Raw genomic sequence first — 21,513 nt, 5'->3', positions numbered from 1 at the left:
TTCCGTCGCGATGTCGGTGCTAGTTGGTCGCCTTCGCCTCCACGGCGGCCAGACGCTTCGTCAGGTCGGCGCCGATCTTGGCGATGTACGGCTCGTCGACGATCGACAGGTGATCGCCGCCGATATGGATGATCTCCAGGTCGTCGACGACCTCGCCCCACCGACCATCCTCGTCGATCTCCGCCCACTGGGGCTCGAGTTCGATTGCGCCGTCGTGCATCTTGTCGGCGCGGTAGAGGATCACCTTGCCGCTATAGGGCTGCGGCGCGATGTTGGTCAGCGCGCGGTTGTCGACAAACGACGTCCGCTGATGCTCGATGATGCCGCCGGGGATCTTGGTGCCAGACATCGAGACCATCTCCATGATGATCGCGAACTGGCCCTCGTCGTCGGCGTCGACGAGTCGGTCCATCGGGATCGGGACGTCGGGGTCGAGATCGTAGTTGCGGATCGCGAAGTCTTTCCAGCGTTCGAGCCGTGCCCGCTTGTTCTCGGGGGTGTCGGGCACATCGTGGCGCGGTCGGACCACGTCGATCAGTCCGACGAACGCGACTTCTTCGCCCTCGTCACGCAAGACCTTGGCGCAGCCGTACGCGAGCGCGCCGCCGAGCGACCACCCGATCAGCACATACGGGCCGTGCGGTTGGACCTCACGCAACCGAGGCAGGTACTGCGCGACCCGTTCCTCGATGGTGCCCTCGACGCGGTCGAAACCGATCACCGGCTGATCGTCGGGAAGCCGCTTGAGCAGTGCCTCGTACGCCGACGTGTTACCGCCCGCGGGGTGGAACAGCAAGGCGGGCACCGGATCTCCCGCGGTGGGGTCGTAAGACTTCTTGCCGCTCGGCACCAGACGCAGGTAGCGGATGAAGCCGTCGGTGTCGGCCGCGGCGTCGAGGAACTTGCGGACGTAGTCCGACATCTCCTCGATCGTCTCCGAATCGAGAATGTCCTCGACATCGATGTCACCACCGGTGCGCTCGTTGAGCTTGTCGGTCAGCTTCTGTGCGACGTCCTCTTCGAGCACGGGCAGCTTGTTGAAGATGCCCCCGGCCGACTTGCCCGTGATGACCGCGTACACGCCGAACGTCAAGCGCTCCGCGGCATCTCGCGGCGGAACGTCGGAACCCGCCGCCTCTGCGACGGCCTGCTGGCTCGTGAGGTCCGGCGCTGCTGCAGGTGTCGTAACCCGCTGATCGAGCTTGTCGAGATCACCCCGCTGATCGAGCGCCCCCTGCTGATCGAGCTTGTCGAGATCACCCCCCTGATCGGCAGCCTCCCGCTGATCGAGCTTGTCGAGATCATCCTTCGCGAGTTGCTCGTCGATGTAGGAGTTGAGCGCTGCGGTGTCGAGTTCACCTTCGCCGGCGGCCTTGCCTGCGAGGTCGTCGAGTTGGTCGCGGTGGGTGACCGCGAACGCGACGAACTTCTCGACGTCGGACAGGTTTGCCTGACGCATCGCCTGCAGTTGCAGTTGCGGAATGTCGAATTCGTACTCGACACGGTTCTTGATGCGCACCGCCATGAGTGAGTCGAGTCCGAGTTCGATCAGCGGGATCTCGCGCGGTAGATCCTCGGGGTCGTAGCCCATCGACTCACCGACGATGATCGCGAGTCGATCACCAACGGACTCACCCGATTCCGGGTCCCACTTGTTGCCGATGTCGTCGACGACCTCGTCCTCGACCGTCAGCGACGTGTCGGTGTAGCCGACCTTCGCCGGGTCTATGGCACCGTCTGCGCGCTCGGCAGCGCCGTCGGCAGGTTCCGCGCTGCCGCCGCCAGCTTCTGTGGTGCCCGTGACGACCGCCTCGAACAGGAGGTGGAAGTTCTTGTCCCGCTTGGTGTGCACCGTCACCGACGCACCGCCAGGATGCGGACTCAGTGTGGTGGTCAACGAGCCGGTCTTCGGGAACTCGCCGTGCGTAGCTGCAGCGCCGACGCGCGCGTCGTCGAATACCTCTGCGGCCGCGGCACGAACCAACTCACGCGGATCGGTCACCGCAGCAGCATTGACCTCCCACGCGTGGCGGCCATCGGGAAGCGCGACGTGCGAACCGGGAATCCGCCCTGCCGTACCACCACTGGAGATCTGCGCGGTGAGCCAGAATGGCTTGCGGTCGAAACGGGTTCGCGGGATGTCGGCGTAATCGCCTGTGCCGAACAGTGATCCGACGTCGACGGGATGTCCGTGGACGTACAGCTTCATCAGCGCGTTGACGACACCGAAGCTCTCGTCCTCCTTGCGGCGCAGCGTCTCGATCAGCTCGGCGTCGTGCAAGCCTGCCGAAAAGGTCACTGCGGCAACGGAGATCAGCACCGCCGGGTTCGGCGAGAGCTCGAGGAAGGTCCGGTGGCCGTTCTCGACCGACTTCGAGATCGCCTGGCTGAACCACACGCTGTGGCGCAGGCCCTTGAGGAAGTAGTCGATGGTGTGCACGGGCTCGTGTCCAGCGCGGTAGAAGGCCTCGCGATCGACCGAACTGTAGAAGCCGGTTTCGAGGCGCTTCGGCTCGATTCCGGTGAGCTCGTAAGACAATTCGCCGAGCAACGGGTCCATCTGCGACGTGTGGCTCGCACCCTTGGTCTGCAGTTTGCGACCCAACTTGCCCTCGGCCTCGGCGCGCGCGACGATCGCGTCGACCTGAGGCTCGGGTCCACCGATGACGGTGTGCGTCGGTGCCGCGTAGACGCAGATCTCGAGGTCGGGGAAGTCGACGAGGACGTCATTGATGTCGTCCGCGCTGTACTCGACGAGCGCCATCAGGCGGATGTCGTCGCCGGAGAGCGTCGCCTCGCCCTCGCCCATGAGCCGCGAGCGCTGGCAGATGACACGTGTGGCGTCTTCGAGCGAGAGCCCCCCACTGATGTACGCGGCCGACGCCTCGCCCATCGAATGCGGCACCAGCACACCGGGTTCGGCGCCGTGGTGACGCAGGAGGTCGGCAAGGGCAACCTGGATCGTGTAGATACCGACCTGGGCGGTCTCGATGCCGTAGGTCTGCTCGTCGTCGACGAACATCTCCGCGATGGAGTATCCGAGTTCGTTCTGCACGTACTCGTCGACGCGGTCGACGTACTTCTTGAAGATCGGATTCTCGAGGTAGAGCTGCTTGGCCATCTTGCGATGCTGCGAGCCGAAGCCCGAGAGCAGCCAGACCGCCGTTGCGGCGTCGGGCGAATCAGCCGAGTACACAAGAGGATTGGCTTTGCCCTCCGCGACGGCGCGCACACCCTTGACTGCGTCTTCGTGGGTGCGGGCCATGACGACCGACCGCGAACGACCGTGGTTGCGGTGCGCGAGCGCGCGTCCGATGTCGGCGAGGGGCGTCGACGCACCCTCGTCGGACTCGAGCCACTCGAGCAGGTCGGCGGCAGCCTTACGACGCCGCGACGGCAGGAATCCCGAAAGCACCAGCGGCACAACCGATCCCTCGACGGCGCACGGGGCAAAGCCGTCGGCGGGGTCGGCTTCGACGACCTCGGCGGGCGCGTCGTCCTTCTTCGCCTGCGCGGCCAGGACGGCGCGCTCGGCGTCGGTGAGGAAGTCCTCGTCGTCATCGTCGGTGGTTTCGACAAGCTCAACCAGCGAGGACGGCTCAACCAGCGGGGACGGCTCAACCAACGAGGAGGACTCAGCGTCTCCGGTGGTCGGGGTGTCTCCGCTGGTCGAGCTTGTCGAGACCACGCCCGACAGATCACTCGGCAGCGCCTCACGCACGACGACGTGCGCGTTGGTGCCACCGAAGCCGAAGCCCGACACACCCGCGACAGCATGGCCCGAGTAGCGCGGCCAGTCCGTCGGCTCCTCGACCACCTTGAGGTGTCCGGCGTCGAACTGAATGTAGGGGTTGGGGCCGGAGTAGTTGAGCGATGCAGGCAGCTTGTTGTGCTGCATAGCGAGAACCACCTTGGCGAGCGCACCTGCGCCCGCGGCGGACTCCATATGCCCGAAGTTCGTCTTGGCGGAACCGAGGAGTGCAGGCGCGTCGGCCTGTCGACCGCGCCCGACGACGCGCCCGAGGGCGTCGGCTTCGATGGGATCGCCGAGCACCGTGCCGGTTCCGTGCGCTTCGATGTAGTCGACGCCGCGCGGATCGACAGCGGCGTCGGTGTACGCCGAGCGCAGCACCTCGACCTGGGCCTCGGGATTCGGAGCGGGCAGGCCGTTGGAGCGGCCGTCGGAGTTGACCGCCGAACCCGCGACAACTGCGAGCACGGTGTCGCCGTCGCGTCGGGCGTCGGCGATGCGCTTGAGTACGAACAGTCCGCCACCCTCGGCGCGGATCATGCCGTCGGCGTCGGCCGAGAACGCCTTGATGTGGCCGTCCTTGGCCTGCGCGCCGATGCTGTCGAAGCCGAGCGTCGCCGCGGGCGTGATGATCATGTTGACGCCACCGGCGAGCGCGACGTCGGATTCACCCGAGCGCAGGCTGCGTACGGCCTGATGCACGGCGACCAACGACGACGAGCACGCGGTGTCCATCGCGACCGACGGACCGTGGAAGTCGAAGAAGTAGGAGACGCGGTTGGCGACGATCGACGTCGACGTTCCGGTCAGCGCGTAGGCGGCGGTGTCGTGAGCGCCGTCGTCGAGGCCCATGGCCGCGAGAAGCTGGTAGTCGTTGGTCGACGTGCCGATGAAGACACCGACCGGCGCGCCCTTGAGGTCGCTGGCCGGAATGTGGGCGTCTTCGAGTGCCTCCCATGCCAGTTCGAGTGCGAGGCGCTGCTGCGGGTCGACCATCTCGACCTCGCGCGGACTCATCTGGAAGAAGTCGGCGTCGAAGCTCTTGACGTCGTCGAGGTAGCCGCCCTTGACGTTGGACTCGTCGATCACCTTCGCGAGGCGCGGGTCGGATTTGAACTCGGCCCAGCGGTCGTCGGGAAGGTCGGAGATGCCGTCGCGGCCGGAGATCAGGGCTTCCCAGGTGGAGTCAGGGGTCTGCCCGGCCTTGGGGAAGCGTGTCGAGAGGCCGACGATCGCGATGTCGTCGTCGGCGTTGCGCTCGCGAATCCAGAAGGTCTCGGCGTCGAGGTCGAGGCCCTCGTCGGGGTCGCCTTCGATGATGCGCTTGGCCAGCATCGCGATGGTGGGGTGGTTGTAGGCGACCGTCGCGGTCAGTACGACGCCGGTCTTGTCCTCGATGTCGGCGGCAAGCGCCACCGCATCGCGCGACGACAGGCCGAACTCCTCCATCGGACGGTCGTCGGAGATCTGCTCCGCGGAGATTCCGGTCGACGTCGCGACCCACTCCCGCAGCCAGTCGCGCAGTTCGGAAACCGTCAGCCCACCGGCGGTCTCGCCGTCGGTGCTCTCGCTGTTGACGCTGTCGGTGTCGGGGCTGTCGGCGTCGGCCGCAGGCTCGATGTTCGGCTCGTTGTTCAGTTCAGACATCGGTCACCAGACTACTTGGCGGCGCAGCCAGGGCTGCGCGGGTTGTGGGCAGAAGTGGTCTCGACAAGCTCGACCAGCGGGGCGGGGGCTCGACCAGCGGCGGGCACTCGACCAGCGGGTGGTCTCGACAAGCTCGACCAGCGGTGGCCGCTCGACCACCCCGACGACGCCGCCTCCGACGAAGAGCTGCGCCGCGGGCCCCAATCACACCGAATCGGGAAACGCATCCTGCTTGTATCCGCCGCGGAGTCGGCCGTCGACATATGCGGTCTTGGTGGCGCGGCGTGCGATCTTGCCGCTGCTGGTGCGGGGAATCGAGCCTGCGGGCACGAGCAGTACGTCGCGGGCCATCACGCCGTGGCGCTGGGCCACCGCGGCGCGGACGGTGTCGGCGATCTCCTGCGGATCGGTCTTCTTGCCCGGTCCACGCTCGGCCACGATGACCAGCTGCTCCGACGCGTCGTCGGCGTCGAATTTCAGTCCGCTGGCGGCGTTCTCGAAGACGACGCTCGGCAGCTGGTTGGCGGGGACGGCGAAGGCGGCGACAAAGCCGGGGCGCAGCGCGGTGCTGGCCTCCTGTGCGCTGAACTCGAGGTCTTGCGGGTAGTGATTGCGGCCGTCGACGATCACGAGGTCTTTGACGCGACCGGTGATGTAGAGCTCGCCGTCGAGCCAGACGCCGTAGTCGCCTGTGCGCATCCACTGTGCGTCTGCGGGCGCGCCGTCGGTGTGGCTGCCCTGTTCGAGCGGCGTGTCGACGGTGTTGTGGAACGTCGCCTCGCTCTCGTCGGCCTTGTTCCAGTAGCCGGCTCCGATGTTGAGGCCGTGCAGCCAGATCTCGCCGACCTCGCCGTCGGCTTTCTCGACGGCCTTTCCGGTCTCGTCGTATTCAGCGGCGTCGACGATCGTGGCCCACTGGCTCAGCGCGACCTGTCCACACGAGACCTGTGCGACCGCGTTGGGTGCGTGCTGGTCGACGACCTTCATGTGTCCGGCGTTGAGTTCGTCGCGGTCGACGTAGACGATCTTGGCCTCGTTGTTGCGCTGCGTCGCGGAGACGAACAGCGTTGCCTCGGCCATGCCGTAGCAGGGCTTGATCGCGGTCTTGGGCAGGCCGTACGGACCGAATGCGTCGTTGAACTTCTTCATCGAGCTGACGGTGACGGGCTCGGAGCCGTTGATCAGGCCGATCACGTTCGACAGGTCGAGGTGCTCGCCGTCCTTGGGCAGACCGCGTGCTGCGGCGTGCTCGTAGGCGAAGTTCGGGGCTGCCGCGTATGTCTCGGCGCCGTCGCTTGCCGCTGCGAGTTCCTTGATCCAGCGGCCCGGCCTGCGGACGAATGCCTGCGGGCTCATGATCGTGATGTAGCGGCCGCCGAGCGCAGGAAGGATCACCGTGAGCAGACCCATGTCGTGGAACATCGGCAGCCAGGTGACGCCGCGCGCGTTGCGGTCGATCTCGATGCAGTCGTAGATCTGCAGGCAGTTGGCCGCGACAGCCTCGTAGGTGATCTCGACGCCTGCGGGCACGCGGGTGGAGCCTGACGTGTACTGGAGGTACGCGACGGTGTCGCGGTTGTGGTCCTTACCCGCGACCGGTGCGACCCAGCTCGATCCGACGGAGTCGGGGACTGCGTCGACGGCGATCACGCGGGGACGTTCCTTGGCGGGCACGCCGGCGAAGAAGTCGCGTACGGCCTCGGCCGACTTGGTCGAGGTGAGGATTGCCGTCGGCTTGCAGTCGGCGAGCACCGCGGTCAGGCGATCGGTGTGGCCCGGCTCGTCGGGGCTGAAGAGCGGAACGGCGATATTGCTCGCGTAGAGCGCCGCGAAGAAACCGATCACGTACTCCAGCGATTGCGGAGCAAGAATCGCGACTCGATCACCGGGCTTGGTGACCTGCTGCAGCCGTGCGGCGACCGCGCGCAGTCGCTTACCGAACTGCGCCCAGGTGAGGTCTTGCGCCTCGCCGTCGCGTTCGCGGCTGTAGTCGATGAAGCGGTACGCCAGCGTGTCAGCCTGATCGCGCACGTTCCGTTCGACATAGTCGACCAGCGTCGCGTCCTCGTTGAAATGCAGGTTGCCGCTCTCATCGAGGAACTGCTCAAATTCTGTGTTCAGCATCCATTACTCCTGTGGCCCCCTTGTGGGACGCCACGTCCGTGCGCCTCGTCGGCGCGGTGTCGTGGCACTCCCCGCAGGTACCACGTCTTTTGGGCGTCGCGTCCGCATCTATAACGCGTGACACGGTAGCCCACACTCGGCTACTCACCCGAATTCTTGGCTTTTGGTGGATTGCACCTTTACGACGTCGGAATTCCGACACATCCCGAGAGTCATTCGCAGGCGAATTCACGTCAGCCCATTCCGACGAATGCGAAATGGGCCGTCGATGATGTTACTCCCCCTTCAATTGTGCAAGCACAGGCGCAAACGCATCCATCTGAGTGGGGAAGACGCCCACGTACGACATCGTCGTGCGTCGACGCACCTCGCGGATCTGGTCGGCGATCTCCTCGAACGATCCGATCGCGATATAGGGCGACGTCAACACGTCGTCGACGGTGAACTCGGTGTCGTGGGCAATGTTAGGCGGGTACCCCTGCGCAAGCGCCTTGAGTGCCATTTCCGCAGTGGCCTCGCGGTCGTCGGTGATGACGATGACCGCGATGGTCCAGTTGAGCTCGATGTCGGCGAACCGGTCGCCCGCGACCTCGCGGATGCGGTCGACGCGCGCCGCCGTCCTCTCGATCGTCATGTCCGACAGCTTCATCTTGCCGTCGGGCGTGGTGCCCGGGGCGACGGAGATGATGTCGGCGTGCTTGGCGGCCAGGGCGAGCATCTTCGGTCCGCCGCCGCCGACTGCGATCGGCGGTCGCGGTCCCTGACGAGGCCGAGGACTGCCCTCGAGGCCGTGGATCTGATAGAACTCGCCGTCGAAGTCGACGGTCTCGCCGCGCATCAGCTTGTCCAGGATGGTCAGCGATTCGTCGAGCTTCCTGATGCGCACACCCGGCGACTCGAACTCGATCCCCGCCTTGTCGAACTCTTCCTTCATCCATCCCGCGCCGATGCCGAGCTCGAGTCGGCCCTTGCTCAGGACGTCGATCGTGTTGGCCTCCTTGGCCAGGATCGCCGGATGACGGAAGCCGTTGGCGAGCACGGAGGTTCCGAGACGGATGGTGCTCGTCGCCTGGCTGAGCGCTCCGAGGGCTGCGAGCGGTCCGACCTGGTTGCCCAGGTGGTCGGGTACCGCGAACGTGTCGTAGCCGTACTCTTCCGCGGTCTGCGCCAGCTTCACGAACTTGCGGGCTCCGCCCTCGTCCTTGTTGCCCTCGCCGCCGGCTCCGAACCGGAACTTGCGCAGTTCACCGGGGTCACTCATCGTCGCCTGCTTCTCCTCACGCATCACTGCGGTTACCGGTCGCGTTGCCGGTTGGTCTGGTGGGCGTATATGCCCGACCGTCCAACGGTAATGCAGGTCGACGGCGCTGCCCAAACACGGCTCGACGGGACATACGACCTAGTCGAGCGCGGGCATGACTGCGAACGCGACGATCCGACGCCGCGTGACGGGCGCGACGTCGGATCTACGTCAGTTGTGTGCGGGACGCGGGGCGTCGGCGATCACTTTGTTCGACCAGCCGTACATCCACTGCGTGGCGCTGACGCCGTCGAGCTGCCAGTAGCGCTTGGTCGCGTACATGGCGTGAACGGGATTGTTGATCGCGCCCGCGAGCTGACCGACCGCAGCGACCGGATTGGCGACGGTCGGCGAATCGCAGATGAGATCGCCTGGCGCACAGATAGATTGGACGCGGTCTCGGAGATCGCCGAACCCACCGCTTCGCGGTCCGGTCATCGTGATCCCCGGCACGAGCTTGCCTATCCCGCTGAGCGCGACCTCGGCACCTACACCGTCGGGTGCGGGGCCGATGTCGTTCTGCTGCCCCTTCTCGCGTCGGCCGTCGGCGATGAGCCCGACGCCGAGCACCAGGTCCTGATCCGACGCGGCGATCGGGCCGCGACCGTTGCCGATGTTGCTCGCGAGGTCGCCTCCGATGACCGCACCTTGCGAGAAGCCCATGATCACGTAGCGCGTCAGCGGACACTTCTTGTTGGTGTCACGCAGTTTTGCCGCAGCGCGGTTGTAGCCCTGCTGTCGGGACACGTTGTAGTCGACCTGGCGGTCGTTGAGATTGGTCGGGTTACGGAATTGCGCGATGTAGGGAACGGTGTAGACCTCGGTGCGCGAGGTCGGGTACTCGTTCTGCAGCGCCGTGGACACCCGTCGCATCAGCGACGCCTTGTTGGCCGTCGGATTCATCGGGTCGTCGTCGGCCGACGATTCCCACGTACCCGGTATGACCAGCGTCAACACGTCCGGACAGTCGGCGGACTGCGCCTCCGGACGTCCGGGCGACGGTGGAGCGCTGGTCGACGGCCCCTCGCCGCCGGGAATACTCGGCGGTCCGGGTTTGAGCAGAGTGATCACCAAGATCACGATCAACACGATCGCGATGACGGCGAGAAGGGCTAGGAGCAGTGCAATACGACCGAGTCGACGACCCTTACGTCGACCGGTGGCACCTCGCTTGGCCGTCACCTAGCAGTAATTGTCACGTGCGGCTTTGATGACCTTGTCCGCCTTCGAGTTCGCCTCTGCGACGTTCTTCGAACTCGGGCCGATCATCGCGGTCACGAAAGCCTTCACGGTCGTCGGATCGGCTCCCTTGGACTGCTGCGCACAGACGTACTCGGCGCTGTTGAGCGCGACGGAGTTGTCGGAGTCGCCTGCGAAGCTGATGTTCTGGTCCTTGAGCGCCTGCAGGTACTTCTTGCCCTTGTTGCTCACCGGCTCGCCGCCGGGGCCGGGAAAGTTCTCCGGCACCTTGGTGCCGCTGTTCGGTGCGGTCGCGGGCAGCGTCGTCGAACCCGACACCTTGGTGCCGTCCGACGCGGCTTTCGACGACTCGATCTCTGATTCCGACGACTTCGCGGCCGACGACGACGGAGACGAGTACATCGACGTCGTCGTGACGGGGTCACTCGTGATCGGAGCACTTGCTGTCGAGTCGTCCGAGCACGCGGTCAATCCGCCTGCCAGAGCGAGTCCCGCCACCATCACACCCAACCCGAAGAACTTCCTCATCATCACTTCCTCATCACAACCCGACCGGTCGTTGTCGGCACCGTGCCAGGCTACTCCGAACGCAAGACGTCACAGACCACCACAACGACGTCACCTGCGAAAACGCCGCGATTCCTCAGCGAGATCTCAGCGCACCCACACCCGGCGCCGAGGCTGTGCCGATCAATCGAACACACTCGGCACCGGGTGAGGCTGCGCGCGGTCATTTACCGATGACCGTCCCGCCATTGGCGGTCCAGGAAATCTTGCCGCGCTCGAACGTGTTGAAGCGTCCCTTGCCGTCCCTGGTTGGCAGTTCGTCGCTGGTCGGCAGACCCAGTTTGCCGCCGGGACCGCCGATCGAGGCGTATGCCCCACCGATCGCGCCCGCGACCTCCTTGGGCCCCTTGGGACCCGTGATCACGCGACCCTTGTAGAAGTCCTGTGCGCGTCCACCCGGTACCGCGTACTCGGGGGTGAGGCAGCCGCCCAGTTTGTTGGCGTCTGCGACCTTCTTGAACGCCGCCGACGCACGGCACGCGACCTTGTCGCCGCCGAGTCCGAGCGCCGCCGCAGCCTGCGGCCACGCCTGCGCCATCTCGAACTCCCAGTAGGCCCAGGTGTGGGTTCCGGACGGTCGGTACACCGCCTGCCCCGGGATGCCGAGCTGGTTGAGCTTGATCGCGAACTGTTGCGACGTGACGCGGCTGAGCAGTTCCAGACCGACGCCCGAGTAGTTCGTGGCGAGCAGCGGGATATCCGACGGCTTGTCGTGTGGTCCGACGAGTCCGTTGCCCGACGAGACGTAGAGGCTCGTTCCGCGAAGCTTGTCGGCGATCAGGAACGGGTCGTGCTCCTTCCATGCCGGATCGCTCGGCGGTCCGAACATGTTCATCGAGTTGTAGCCACCGCCATCGCGCTGAGCGAACTGGATTGCCTGCGGCATACCCGTCGACGTCAACTGCAGAATGCCCGAGAACGACGCCGCGAACTTGTAGAAGCCCGGATTGCGCGCGGCCAGCATCATCGCGCCGGTGCCACCCATGGAGAGGCCCTCGATGCCGCGGACGTCCGTCGAACGCCAGTCGCCTTCGATGATCGGGGGCAGCTCGTGGATGAGGAATGTCTCCCACTTGTAGGTCTTGCCGCGGTCGGGCTGCTTCCAGTCGGTGTAGAAGCTCGACTCACCGCCGATGGGGAGAACGACGTTGACGTTCTTGTCCTTGTAGAAGTCGACGATGTTGGTGTTCAGGACCCACCCACTCTGGTCGTCCTGCGCACGCAGGCCGTCGAGCATCGTCAGTTGCGGGAACTTGGCGTCCGGGCGCGCCCACCAGTCACGCGCCAGCAGGATCTGCACCTGGATGTCGGTGTTCATCGCGGGCGAGTGCACCCACAGCGCGACGCGGCGGTCGGTGTACCAGAACACTTTCGTGACGCGTGCGGGCTGAGCGGGCGCCGCTGCAGGCTGCGCGGGTGCTGCCGCGGGCGGCGCAGGCTGAGCGGGCGCCGGCGCTGCGGGTTGGGCTGGCGCTGCGGGTTGAGCCGGCGCTGCCGGGTTGGCAGGGGGCGCGGCGGGCGGATCAGCAGGCGCCGACGCCTGGCCCGCCATCGTCACACCGACTGCCACGGCGATCGTCGCCGACACCGTGGCTGCGAAACGCGTGATCCGACGTCCTCGTCGCCACCCCTGCTCGTTCGTCACCCGATCCCCCTTCGCGCGATCAGCGCGTACCGCTCGACGCATTCGATTCCCACTCCTTCGCACCGGTGGGGCGGAACTCCGCTGTGTACGCGTCTACGCACACCTCAGAAATCACACACATCCCACTAGCCACATTTTGCCTCAGGTGTTTCTTACCCTGTCCCGACGATGAATCCACGCGCGACGCGCTGAGGCGGATGAGATTTCTGTGACTTGTGATGCAGATGGGGTCAGTCGACGTGGCGCTATCGAGGTCGGCCACAAATTCGAGGTCGGCCACAAACGACGCGACCCCGACCGGGAGTCCCGGTCGGGGTCGCGTACGAGTAGAGCGTTACTGATCAGATCAGCGGAAGAAGCCTCGCTGGTAGGCGCTCCACACCATGTCCTGCCAGTAGCCCCACGCGTGGGTGCCATTGGCGTCGTAGGTCATCAGGTTGATGCCCTGCGTGAAGGCTGCGACCTCGAATGCCTTGCGCTGTGCCAGCGCCAGCACCTCGAGCGTCGAACCCTTGAACAGGTCGTCGAAGACGTTCGGCAGCGCGTTGTAGCGGCCGAAGAGTCCGTTGCCCGATCCGGTGAAGACCTTGAGGTGATGCATGCGGTTGATCAGCATGAACGGGTCGTTGTCGTACCAACGCTGATCCCACGGGGGACCCCACATGGCGTCGACGTTCCACGGCTTGGGATCGACGTCGAGCATGGCCAGTCGAAGCATGGTGTGCATGCCCGGCGCGCTCAGGAAGTCGTAGCCCGAGAGCGAGCCTGCCGCGTAGTAGAGATCGGGGCGCTTGGCAGCGAGAACCAGAGCCGCGTTACCACCGGACGAGATGCCCATGATGGCGTACTTGCCGCCCTTGCCCTTGAAGCCCTTCTGGCGCAGAGCCGGCGCGAGGCGGTTCTGGATCACGCACTCCCACATGTAACGACGCTGCTGGCCGTTGAAGTTACTCGGCGCGTTCCAGTTGGTGTAGAAGCTGGCAGGTCCGCCGATCGGCTCGACGACGTTGACGCCGCGGTTGACCAGCTCCTGGACGTTGGTGTTGATTTCCCAGCCCGAGAAGTCGTACTGGGCGCGCATCCCGTCGAGAAGGATCACGGTGCGGGTGTTGCCCGGCTTGAACCAGGAGCGCACCTTGACCTTGCCGGGAGCCATCGACTTGTTGCCGAAGGCACCGTTGGTCGGCATGCCGCAGGCGTCGATCCACCACTCGCTCTTGCCTGCGGGGGTTCCGTTGACACGTGCATCTGCGGTACCTGCGCCCGTGATGACCGACGCGAGACCCGCGATCGTCATCAGCGCGACTGTCACCGCAACCAACCGGCTACGCATCCGGAATCCACCGCGTTTCCCGGGCGTCATCGCTCCCGACCTCACCGCTACTCCCATCGACCAAACTCTCCTCTGTTACCAGTCCCCATGCGCCCCACAGGACACACCAGGCACCAGATCGTTACGTGCGCGATATCAACCCGACCGGCTTGGCTACCCCTGGACTACGTTCCCACCCGTCACATGCGGCCTCCGCACGACCTGTGCGAGACACACTCTGCGAGTGCAATACACACCGAATCCGGTGCAATGCACAACGACTCGGGAGCCTATTGCATAGTCCAACACACTGACAATCAGTGTGACCGTCGCCACATGGACCGTCTTACGACGTCGACGTGGTGCCGATCGACCAATACCGCTCGGTCTTATCTCTCATCGCTTTATCAGGCTCCGACGTTACCTATCCGATACATAACAGGACAAATCTGTCATGCACTTAGCCACCCTTAAGGTGTCTGACCTGCACAGATCGTTGGGTGATTTGTCCAGATTGTGACGCTCATCTCGGGTGCATGCGGGGCGGAACGGGCAGTCCGCAGCGCTGGAGTTCGTACTCCGGGTTGCGCTGAATGCGGTAGTCGGAGAAGCCGAACGACTGCGGCAAATTCTTCTTGAAACGCTCGAAGGACCACGTGTCCTTATACGACTCGATCCGATCGACGGTCTGCGAACACGTCAGCGCTTCCTTCGCCTGCGCAACCATGTCCTCGTCGAGGAAGCCCGGCAGCACCGGCCATTTGGGATAGGCGCCGGACTCCGCGATGACCCACTCGGCGGGCAGGTTCTTGTCGTGCCCGATGCGACCGTCCTCGAGGCGTTCGGTGTGTGCGGCGATCGGGTACGCGAGTCCCATCTGATCGATCACGCGGACGTCGAGCGGAGCGTTCATGCTCGTCATCCCGAGATTGAGGAAGTAGACGGTCGCCTTGCGCTCTGACTGCGGGGTGTTGTCCGGCAGCTTGGCCACGTACCACTCGTCGTAGTTGTTCGACGGCAGGATCACTCCACCCTGCGTCCGGTACTCGTCGATCCGCTCGACCATGGCACGCATGCGTGGGTAGTCGAGGTAGTCGGCTGCGGTGACCGGGTTTTCGTTGCCCATGTTGGTGACGTAGAACCGACGCTCGTCGACGATGCCGCTGCGTCCGATGTCGATGCCGGCGTTGGGCAGCACCTTCTCATGGCAGACGATCGCCCAGACGAGCGTCGTGATCCACAGCGCAGCCATCACGGTCGCACCGCCGAGTTGCACCATCACGCGTCGGCGCCGACCCCGGTCCTTCACCGCGTCGACGCCGCGTCCGAAGGCCGCGCGGACATCGGCAACAGCGGGCAGCGAGAGCGGTATGACCATGACCGGGAGCAGGATCGTGAACATCGGCGTCAGCAACACACGGCCGTGCATGAAGTCGCCACCCTGGCGCAGCCAGTAGACGCCGACCACGAATCCCGCGACCACGATGGCCACCGTGACGGTCGTCGGAGTCTGCAGATTGCGCGACCATCGTGACAGTCGCTCGCGGACCGTCGGGCGTTCTGTGTCCTTCGACGTGTCCTTTGACGACGCCGCGGCGCTCGAGTCGTCTCGTGTGGCCGTGCGGTTCATCCGGATGCCCACGACGATCAGGACTCCCGCAACGATCGCGAGGACGACCGGAAGGACAAGCGTGTACGGCCCGAAGAGGTTGCCGAGATAGACGAAACCCTGATGCCACTTGGACCCGCTCGCATCCTTCGCGACGGCAGGGTTGGGAATGAGCAGTGCGTAGTAGCCCATCCGGAAGATCTGATAGCCAACCGGCAACACCGCGGCACACAGCACAACGCCGACACGCATCTTCCACGTCAGCGGCGCCAGGAAGACCAACAGCAAGGCGATTCCGCCGACCACGGCGAGTTCTGGCCGGATCAGCGGCGCGAGACCCGCCCAGAACGCGAGGAACAGCGTCGCCGCTGCTCCTCGGTATCCCGCGTTTCTCTGCGCGCCCTCCGGAGCGGCACCACCGGACCGTCTTCGGGACCAGGCGATCAGCAGACACCAGAGCACCGCGACCCAGAAGATGCACAGCCCGTTTTCCAGGCCGCTCGTGGCAAAGTCACGCGCGGGTGGGATCGCGATATAGATGATCGCTCCCAGCGGCAGCAGCAGCGTGATCCCGGTTGCAGCGGGACCGGTGATGCGCGGTCCGAGCAGTCGCGCCGTGCCGTACATCGCGATCGGGATCGCAGATACCGAGAGCACCAGTGCGACCCACAGGGCGACGTACTCGAGCTGACCGTCGGTCACCCATGCCCAGAACCACAGCAGGTAGGTCCACGCCGTCGACGTGTTCGCCTCGACTCGCTCGCCCGCATTGAACACCGGTCCGTTGCCTGCGAAGAGGTTTCGCAGCGTGCGCAGCACGATCAGACCGTCGTCGGCGATCCAGCGACGCTGCCACGCACCGATCGCGAAGAAGGTTGCGACCCCGATGGCCCCGATCAGGAAACTGACCGTCGCCGTCCACTCACGCGGCCCCCACGACGACAGAAATCGCCGACGCCCCGCTCCCGGCGGGGGGCCGGCGGCCGCACCGTCGACGGCCTTGTCACTCTCGTCGTCGACCTTGTCGTCAGTGCGGACGTCATCGGGGCCGACGTCATCAGAGCCGACATCAGCTCCGGTGTCCTCGCCGACGGGACCGGTTTCCGGATCGGCGGCACCAGACCGCTCACCGATGACGGGGATCACCATCGTGACGTCGGTGCCCACGGCTCGGTCGGCGTCGTCATAGGAGTCCGCGGTGCCGGGGATCTCTCGAAGTCTGTGTCGCCCCGCGCGAGCGGGCTCGTCACGAACGTCAGACGACATAGACCGCGACACCAACACAGACGATCCATGCCAGCGCCAGGATCTGCAGAATGCGGTCGCCGAAGGCGATCTCTTCGGGTTCGCCCGCGGTACCGCCGTCGACGACGACGGCATAGCGCAGAATCGCGATGGTGAACGGCACCATCGAGATGGCGTACCACACGTTGGTGTCGTGCCCGGAGTTCTTGTCGAACGCCCACAGGCCGTAGAACGCGACGACGAGCGTCGCCGACAGCGTCCACACGAAACGCAGGTAACTCGTGGTGTAGTACTGCAGCGATTTGCGGATCTTTGCGCCGGTTCGCTCGGCGAGAACCAGCTCGGCGTAACGCTTGCCCGCTGCCATGAACAGCGATCCGAAGGCCATGACCAGCAGGAACCACTGCGACAGTTTGATGTCGGTCGCGGTACCACCGGCGATCGCGCGCAGCAGGAAGCCGGACGAGACGATGCAGATGTCGATGACCGGCTGGTTCTTGAGCCCGAAACAGTAACCGAGCTGGATCACCAGGTAGATCGCGATGACCACCGCGGTCTGCCAGTTCGCCGAATAGGCGATCAGCAGCGACGCCACACCGAGCACCACCGCGAGTACGTACGCGAGCTTGACCGGCACCACGCCGGCGGCGATCGGCCGATAACGCTTGGTCGGGTGGTTGCGATCGGATTCGACGTCGATCGCGTCGTTGATCAGGTAGATGCACGACGCCGCGAGACAGAACGCCACGAAGGCGATACCCGCGCGGCCGAGCACGTGTGCATCGGTGATGCTGCCCGCGGCGAGCGGAGCTGCCAGCACCAGGACGTTCTTCACCCACTGGCGTGGGCGGAGCGCCTTGATCAGGCCGTCGACCCGGTTCTTCGGCGGGCCGACCTTCTTGCCGTGCTCGATGGGCTCCTCGCTCATGCCTCTCCTCGGTTCCTGATCGCCCACGCGGCAGCGGTCCGTGCGGTCTGCCCGGGCACCAGTGCAAGTGCACCCGCTCGGGCCGCCACACGCGCGGTGCGCGTGGCACGCGGATGCCCTGCAGCCGTGCGTGATGCCTGCTCGAACAGCGTGTCAGCACCGATGACGGCTCCAGCACCCAGCGCGCCGAGTGCGGCTCCCGCGGCGACGTCGCTCGGATAGTGAACCCCGAGCACAAGCCGCGAGGTGAGCATAGGTGGCACCAGAAGTGCCGGTAGCAGGTAGGGCGGCAAACCGGCGGCCCGACCGATCAGAATCGACGCCGCAGTTGTCGACGTCGCGTGCGACGACGGGAAGCTCAACTTGCTCGGCGTCGACACCCCGATCCGGATTCTGGGGTCGTGCGGCCGGGGGCGTCGGACGATGCGTTTGATGATCACCGACGCCGCGTGCGTCCCGAATGCTCCGACTCCGGCCTCGACCCATCGACGTTGCGCCGTGGCGTCGCCCCGACGACGAGCGGCGGCGTACCCGAGTCCCGAGATGGCCAGCCAACCGAGCGAATGCTCTCCGAAATGCGAGAGAGCCCGCGCTGTCGGGAGCACACCGGGTCGGTCGTAGAGCGCATCCTGGATGGCGATCAGCGCGTCGACCTCGCGGCTCTCGCCGCGACTGACTGCATCGTTCGACGACTCGTCGCGTTCCGCGACGTCCCGATCATTCGATTCCGAAGACACCCGCCCAGCTCTCCTTACTGGTCAAGTCCTGATGAGCGGCGCGGTAGCGCTGCGCCATCTCAGGAAACCTCTCGTTGAGTTCACGCACCAGGGCAGCGGATTCGCGTGCGAGCGCGATCATCTTGTCGCGGTCTCGCTGGCGATACACCACTCCCCGACCATCCGCCGTGGTGACCGTGACACCGTCGACCCGCCCGAGCGAGAACCACCGCGCCTCGATGGGCGGGTAGTTGGCTTGCGGCACCTCGTGATGACGAGGGTCTGCCGGGCGCAGGTTGTTGACCACCGACGCCGCGAGCGCCTTGATCTTGCTCACCGGATTGGTCGGCACATTGACACCGAGATGCGTTGCCTCCCCGCTGGTTCGAGGCAGTTCGGTCGCCGAGGGCAACACGACCGCGTCGGGGTACTGCTTACGCATCTCCGCGATCTTGGGAAGCGCTGTCGGCAACAGGTCGCGGATGTGATCCGGTCCCGCGAGGAAGTCGCGGATCGCTTCGTTCTGAATCGCCACCGTCGAATATTCAAGGCTCAGAAGATGTTTGGCAGTCGCCTTGACCATCGACTGCAGAATCCCCTTGATCGGACCGTCGTGGTGGATCGAGGCGACGACGAGCCGGTTGCGAAGGTGGAAGTACGCCTGCCAGTCGATGGCGTCGTCCTTGTCACTCCAGGCCATGTGCCAGATGGCGATTCCCGGGATCGTCGCCGTCGGGTAGCCCGCTTTCGCGGCACGCAGGGCGTACTCCCAGTCGTCCCACTTGATGAACAACGGCATCGGTAGGCCGATCTGCTCCGCGCATTCACGCGGGATCATGCACATCCACCAGCCGTTGCCCTCGACGTCGATCCGACGATGCAGGTTCTTGGAATTCTCCCTGTCGCGCAACGGGTACTGCGCGAAGTCGTGGTCGTACTCGACGAAGGGCGCGGCCGTCCACATGAAGTTGTGGTGATTGATCACCTCACCCATCGAGTGCAGGTGACTGCGGTCCTGCAGGTTGAGCATCTGACCGCCAACGAGCATGGGCGACTTGGCAAATCGCGACATCGCGAGCGCGCGCAGGATGGAATCCGGCTCGATCGCGATGTCGTCGTCCATGTAGAGGATGTACGGGCTGTCGGTGAGCCGCAGCGCCTCGTACATGATGCGCGCGTAGCCGCCCGAGCCGCCGAGGTTGCCCTGGTCGAAGATGTGCAACCGATCGCCGAGCGCTGCGGAAGCTTCCTCGTAGCCGGGCTCGTCGACGACGTTGCGCGTGCCCTGGTCGGGCATGAGCACGGCGTCGATCACCGCGTCCACCAACGGATCCGACGTGAGCGCGGCCAGTGCATTGACCGCGTCCGTCGGCCGGTTGAAGGTCGGGATGCCGACGGTGACGCGCTTGGTCTCCGGGCCTGTAGCCGCTGCAACCGCCGAATACCAACCCGCCGAGACGATTTCGGTGTCGGTGTCGGTGGTGACGTCGAACCAGATCCATCCGCCGTCCTCGAATGGCCCGAGGTCGAGCTCGAATTCGATGACGCCGTAACCATGTTCGTCGGTGGGCACCAGGTCGCCGCCGATTCCAATGCGCGAACCGTCGACCTTGGAGCGGTAGAGGTCCACGCGGCACGTGCCGCGGACCTCGACGCGCAGCACAACCGACTTCAGGACCGACCAGCGTCGCCAATACGACGCCGCGAACGCGTTGAAGTAGGTCTCGAAGCTGACCTCCGACTCGCCTGCGAGAAGCACAGACGTCCTGGTCGGCGCGTGGGCACGACGAGTGTTGTTGTCGGACTCCACCTGATAGAGCGAGCGCACGTCGATGGGCTCACCCGGCCGCGGGAAGATGACCCGCTGCAGTAGTTCGACGGCCTTCGACTCGGGAACGCTCGGCGCCGTCGCCGGCTGCGCCCCGGTGGTCTCGATCGTCTCGACAGACGTCGTTTCGTTGGAAACAGTCACACTCATCTACTCCGCCTCCGCCAGCGGCGCACCGTCACTCAGGTGCGGCGCCAGCGTGTTCTCGAACATGGTGAGCGCACTCGCGATCGCCATGTGCATGTCCAGGTATTGGTAGGTGCCCAACCGGCCGCCGAACAACACCTTGGCGTCTGCGGTCTCGGTCTTGGCAAGCTCCCGGTAGGCGGCGAGCTTGTCGCGGTCCTCCGGGGTGTTGATGGGGTAGTACGGCTCGTCGTCGTCGTTGGCGAATCGGCTGAACTCGCGCATGATGACGGTCTTGTCCGTCGGATAGTTCTTGCGCTCGGGGTGGAAGTGGCGGAACTCGTGGATACGCGTGAACGGGACGTCGGCGTCGTTGTAGTTCATCACCGGGGTGCCCTGGAAGTCGCCGGTTGCCAGCACCTCGGTCTCGAAGTCGAGGGTGCGCCATCCCAGGCGTCCCGCCGAGTAGTCGAAGTACCGGTCGAGCGGGCCGGTGTAGACGACCGGTGCGTCGGGGTTGGCGGCGCGGATCTCGTCGCGGATGGCGAACCAGTCGGTGTCGGTGCGCACCTCGATGCGCTCGTCGGCCGCCATGTTCTCCAGCCACGCGGTGTACCCGTCGACCGGCAACCCTTCGTAGGTGTCGTTGAAGTAGCGGTTGTCGAAGGTGTAGCGCACGGGCAGCCGCGTGATGTTCGACGCGGGCAGGTTCTTGGGGTCGGTCTGCCACTGCTTGGCCGTGTACGCCTTGATGAACGCCTCGTAGAGCGGGCGCCCGATCAGGCTGATCGCCTTCTCCTCGAGGTTCTTGGCGTCCTTCGTGTCGATCTCGCTGGACTGCTCGGCGATCAGCGCGCGCGCCTCATCGGGGCTGTAGTACCGGCCGAAGAACTGCGACACCAGGCCCAGTCCCATCGGGAACTGGTACGCCTGGCCGTCGTGCAGCGCGAACACCCGGTGCTGGTAGCCCGTGAAGTCGGTGAACTGATTGACGTAGTCCCACACCTTCTTGTTCGACGTGTGGAACAGGTGGGCGCCGTATTTGTGCACCTCGATACCGGTTTCGGGCTCGGCCTCCGAATAAGCGTTCCCGCCGATGTGCGACCTGCGCTCGACCACCAGAACCCGCTTGTCGAGCTGGGTCGCCGCGCGCTCGGCGATGGTGAGACCGAAGAACCCGGATCCGACGATGATCAGATCGAAGGCGGAGTTCGACACGACGGTGCTATTGGTGGCCACGGGTGTTCAGGGTAACGGACCCGACAACGGTGCTATCCACACACGCAGGGGAGTCGTCCACACACGCGGGGGCAGCGTCGTCGACGCACGCAGGGTCGAGGTGGTCGACACGCGCGAACACCCTGAGACGACGTCGCGAGTCCCCTATTCGGACGTGATGTGCCCCGAGCACACAATTAAGGCTGGCCAGGGCCGGTATAATCAATACATCGGGCTGTAGAAAACGGCTCACCGAAGACTGTGCGACGCAGTTTGTGTACCGCTGTTCGAGTACCG

General features: G+C 65.2%; 12 protein-coding genes. All 12 read right to left on the bottom strand.

All coding sequences use genetic code 11. From position 1 onward, the window contains the following. Window positions 1–19: 19 nt before the first annotated feature. The 12 genes from pks13 to glf all read right to left on the bottom strand — a co-directional run bounded on the left by pks13 (window position 20) and on the right by glf (window position 21,237). Window positions 20–5,398, bottom strand: coding sequence for a polyketide synthase Pks13 (pks13, locus tag A5788_RS03150; RefSeq protein WP_064864704.1), 5,379 nt, complete (start codon window positions 5,396–5,398; stop codon window positions 20–22). A gap of 204 nt (window positions 5,399–5,602) precedes the next feature. Continuing rightward, the gene (gene fadD32 / locus A5788_RS03145; RefSeq protein ID WP_064864706.1) at window positions 5,603–7,522 is read right to left on the bottom strand and encodes a long-chain-fatty-acid--AMP ligase FadD32; all 1,920 of its coding nucleotides are present in this window, start codon (window positions 7,520–7,522) and stop codon (window positions 5,603–5,605) included. 274 nt (window positions 7,523–7,796) lie between these two features. Further along, on the bottom strand, window positions 7,797–8,783 hold the full coding sequence (locus A5788_RS03140; protein WP_152930124.1) for an LLM class F420-dependent oxidoreductase: 987 nt from the start codon (window positions 8,781–8,783) through the stop codon (window positions 7,797–7,799). Window positions 8,784–8,993: 210 nt separating this feature from the next. Continuing rightward, window positions 8,994–10,004, bottom strand: a complete 1,011-nt coding sequence (locus A5788_RS03135; protein ID WP_049700192.1) for a cutinase family protein — start codon at window positions 10,002–10,004, stop codon at window positions 8,994–8,996. Continuing rightward, a complete protein-coding gene (locus tag A5788_RS03130) occupies window positions 10,005–10,550 on the bottom strand; it encodes a DUF732 domain-containing protein (protein WP_049700304.1) in 546 nt (181 codons plus the stop codon). Window positions 10,551–10,752: 202 nt separating this feature from the next. After that, window positions 10,753–12,276: an alpha/beta hydrolase-fold protein gene (locus A5788_RS03125; protein WP_420841307.1), complete on the bottom strand. Its 1,524-nt coding sequence runs from the start codon at window positions 12,274–12,276 to the stop codon at window positions 10,753–10,755. A 304-nt stretch (window positions 12,277–12,580) separates the two neighbouring features. Then, window positions 12,581–13,597, bottom strand: coding sequence for an alpha/beta hydrolase (locus A5788_RS03120; RefSeq protein WP_049700194.1), 1,017 nt, complete (start codon window positions 13,595–13,597; stop codon window positions 12,581–12,583). Between the two features lie 472 nt (window positions 13,598–14,069). Continuing rightward, window positions 14,070–16,421 carry a flagellar motor control protein ZomB gene (gene zomB, locus A5788_RS03115; protein ID WP_053117511.1) on the bottom strand — a complete coding sequence of 784 codons (2,352 nt, stop codon included), beginning with the start codon at window positions 16,419–16,421 and terminating at the stop codon, window positions 14,070–14,072. Next, the gene (locus A5788_RS03110) at window positions 16,411–17,328 is read right to left on the bottom strand and encodes a decaprenyl-phosphate phosphoribosyltransferase (protein ID WP_049700195.1); all 918 of its coding nucleotides are present in this window, start codon (window positions 17,326–17,328) and stop codon (window positions 16,411–16,413) included. Before A5788_RS03110 ends, zomB begins: the two co-directional genes overlap by 11 nt. Then, on the bottom strand, window positions 17,325–18,065 hold the full coding sequence (locus A5788_RS03105; RefSeq protein ID WP_049700196.1) for a phosphatase PAP2 family protein: 741 nt from the start codon (window positions 18,063–18,065) through the stop codon (window positions 17,325–17,327). Before A5788_RS03105 ends, A5788_RS03110 begins: the two co-directional genes overlap by 4 nt. Next, window positions 18,046–20,022 (bottom strand): glycosyltransferase, encoded by a 1,977-nt coding sequence (locus A5788_RS03100; RefSeq protein ID WP_231894229.1) that lies wholly within the window; start codon window positions 20,020–20,022, stop codon window positions 18,046–18,048. The genes A5788_RS03105 and A5788_RS03100 overlap by 20 nt, the downstream gene beginning before the upstream one ends. Next, on the bottom strand, window positions 20,023–21,237 hold the full coding sequence (gene glf, locus A5788_RS03095; RefSeq protein ID WP_049700197.1) for a UDP-galactopyranose mutase: 1,215 nt from the start codon (window positions 21,235–21,237) through the stop codon (window positions 20,023–20,025). It lies immediately after the preceding gene. Between the last annotated feature and the right edge of the window lie 276 nt (window positions 21,238–21,513).

The organism is Gordonia sp. 852002-50816_SCH5313054-c, from assembly GCF_001665925.1.
Taxonomy (GTDB): Bacteria; Actinomycetota; Actinomycetes; order Mycobacteriales; family Mycobacteriaceae; genus Gordonia; species Gordonia jacobaea.
The sequence above is the reverse complement of the archived record's forward strand: the minus strand, read 5'-3'. Positions and strand labels throughout refer to the sequence as shown.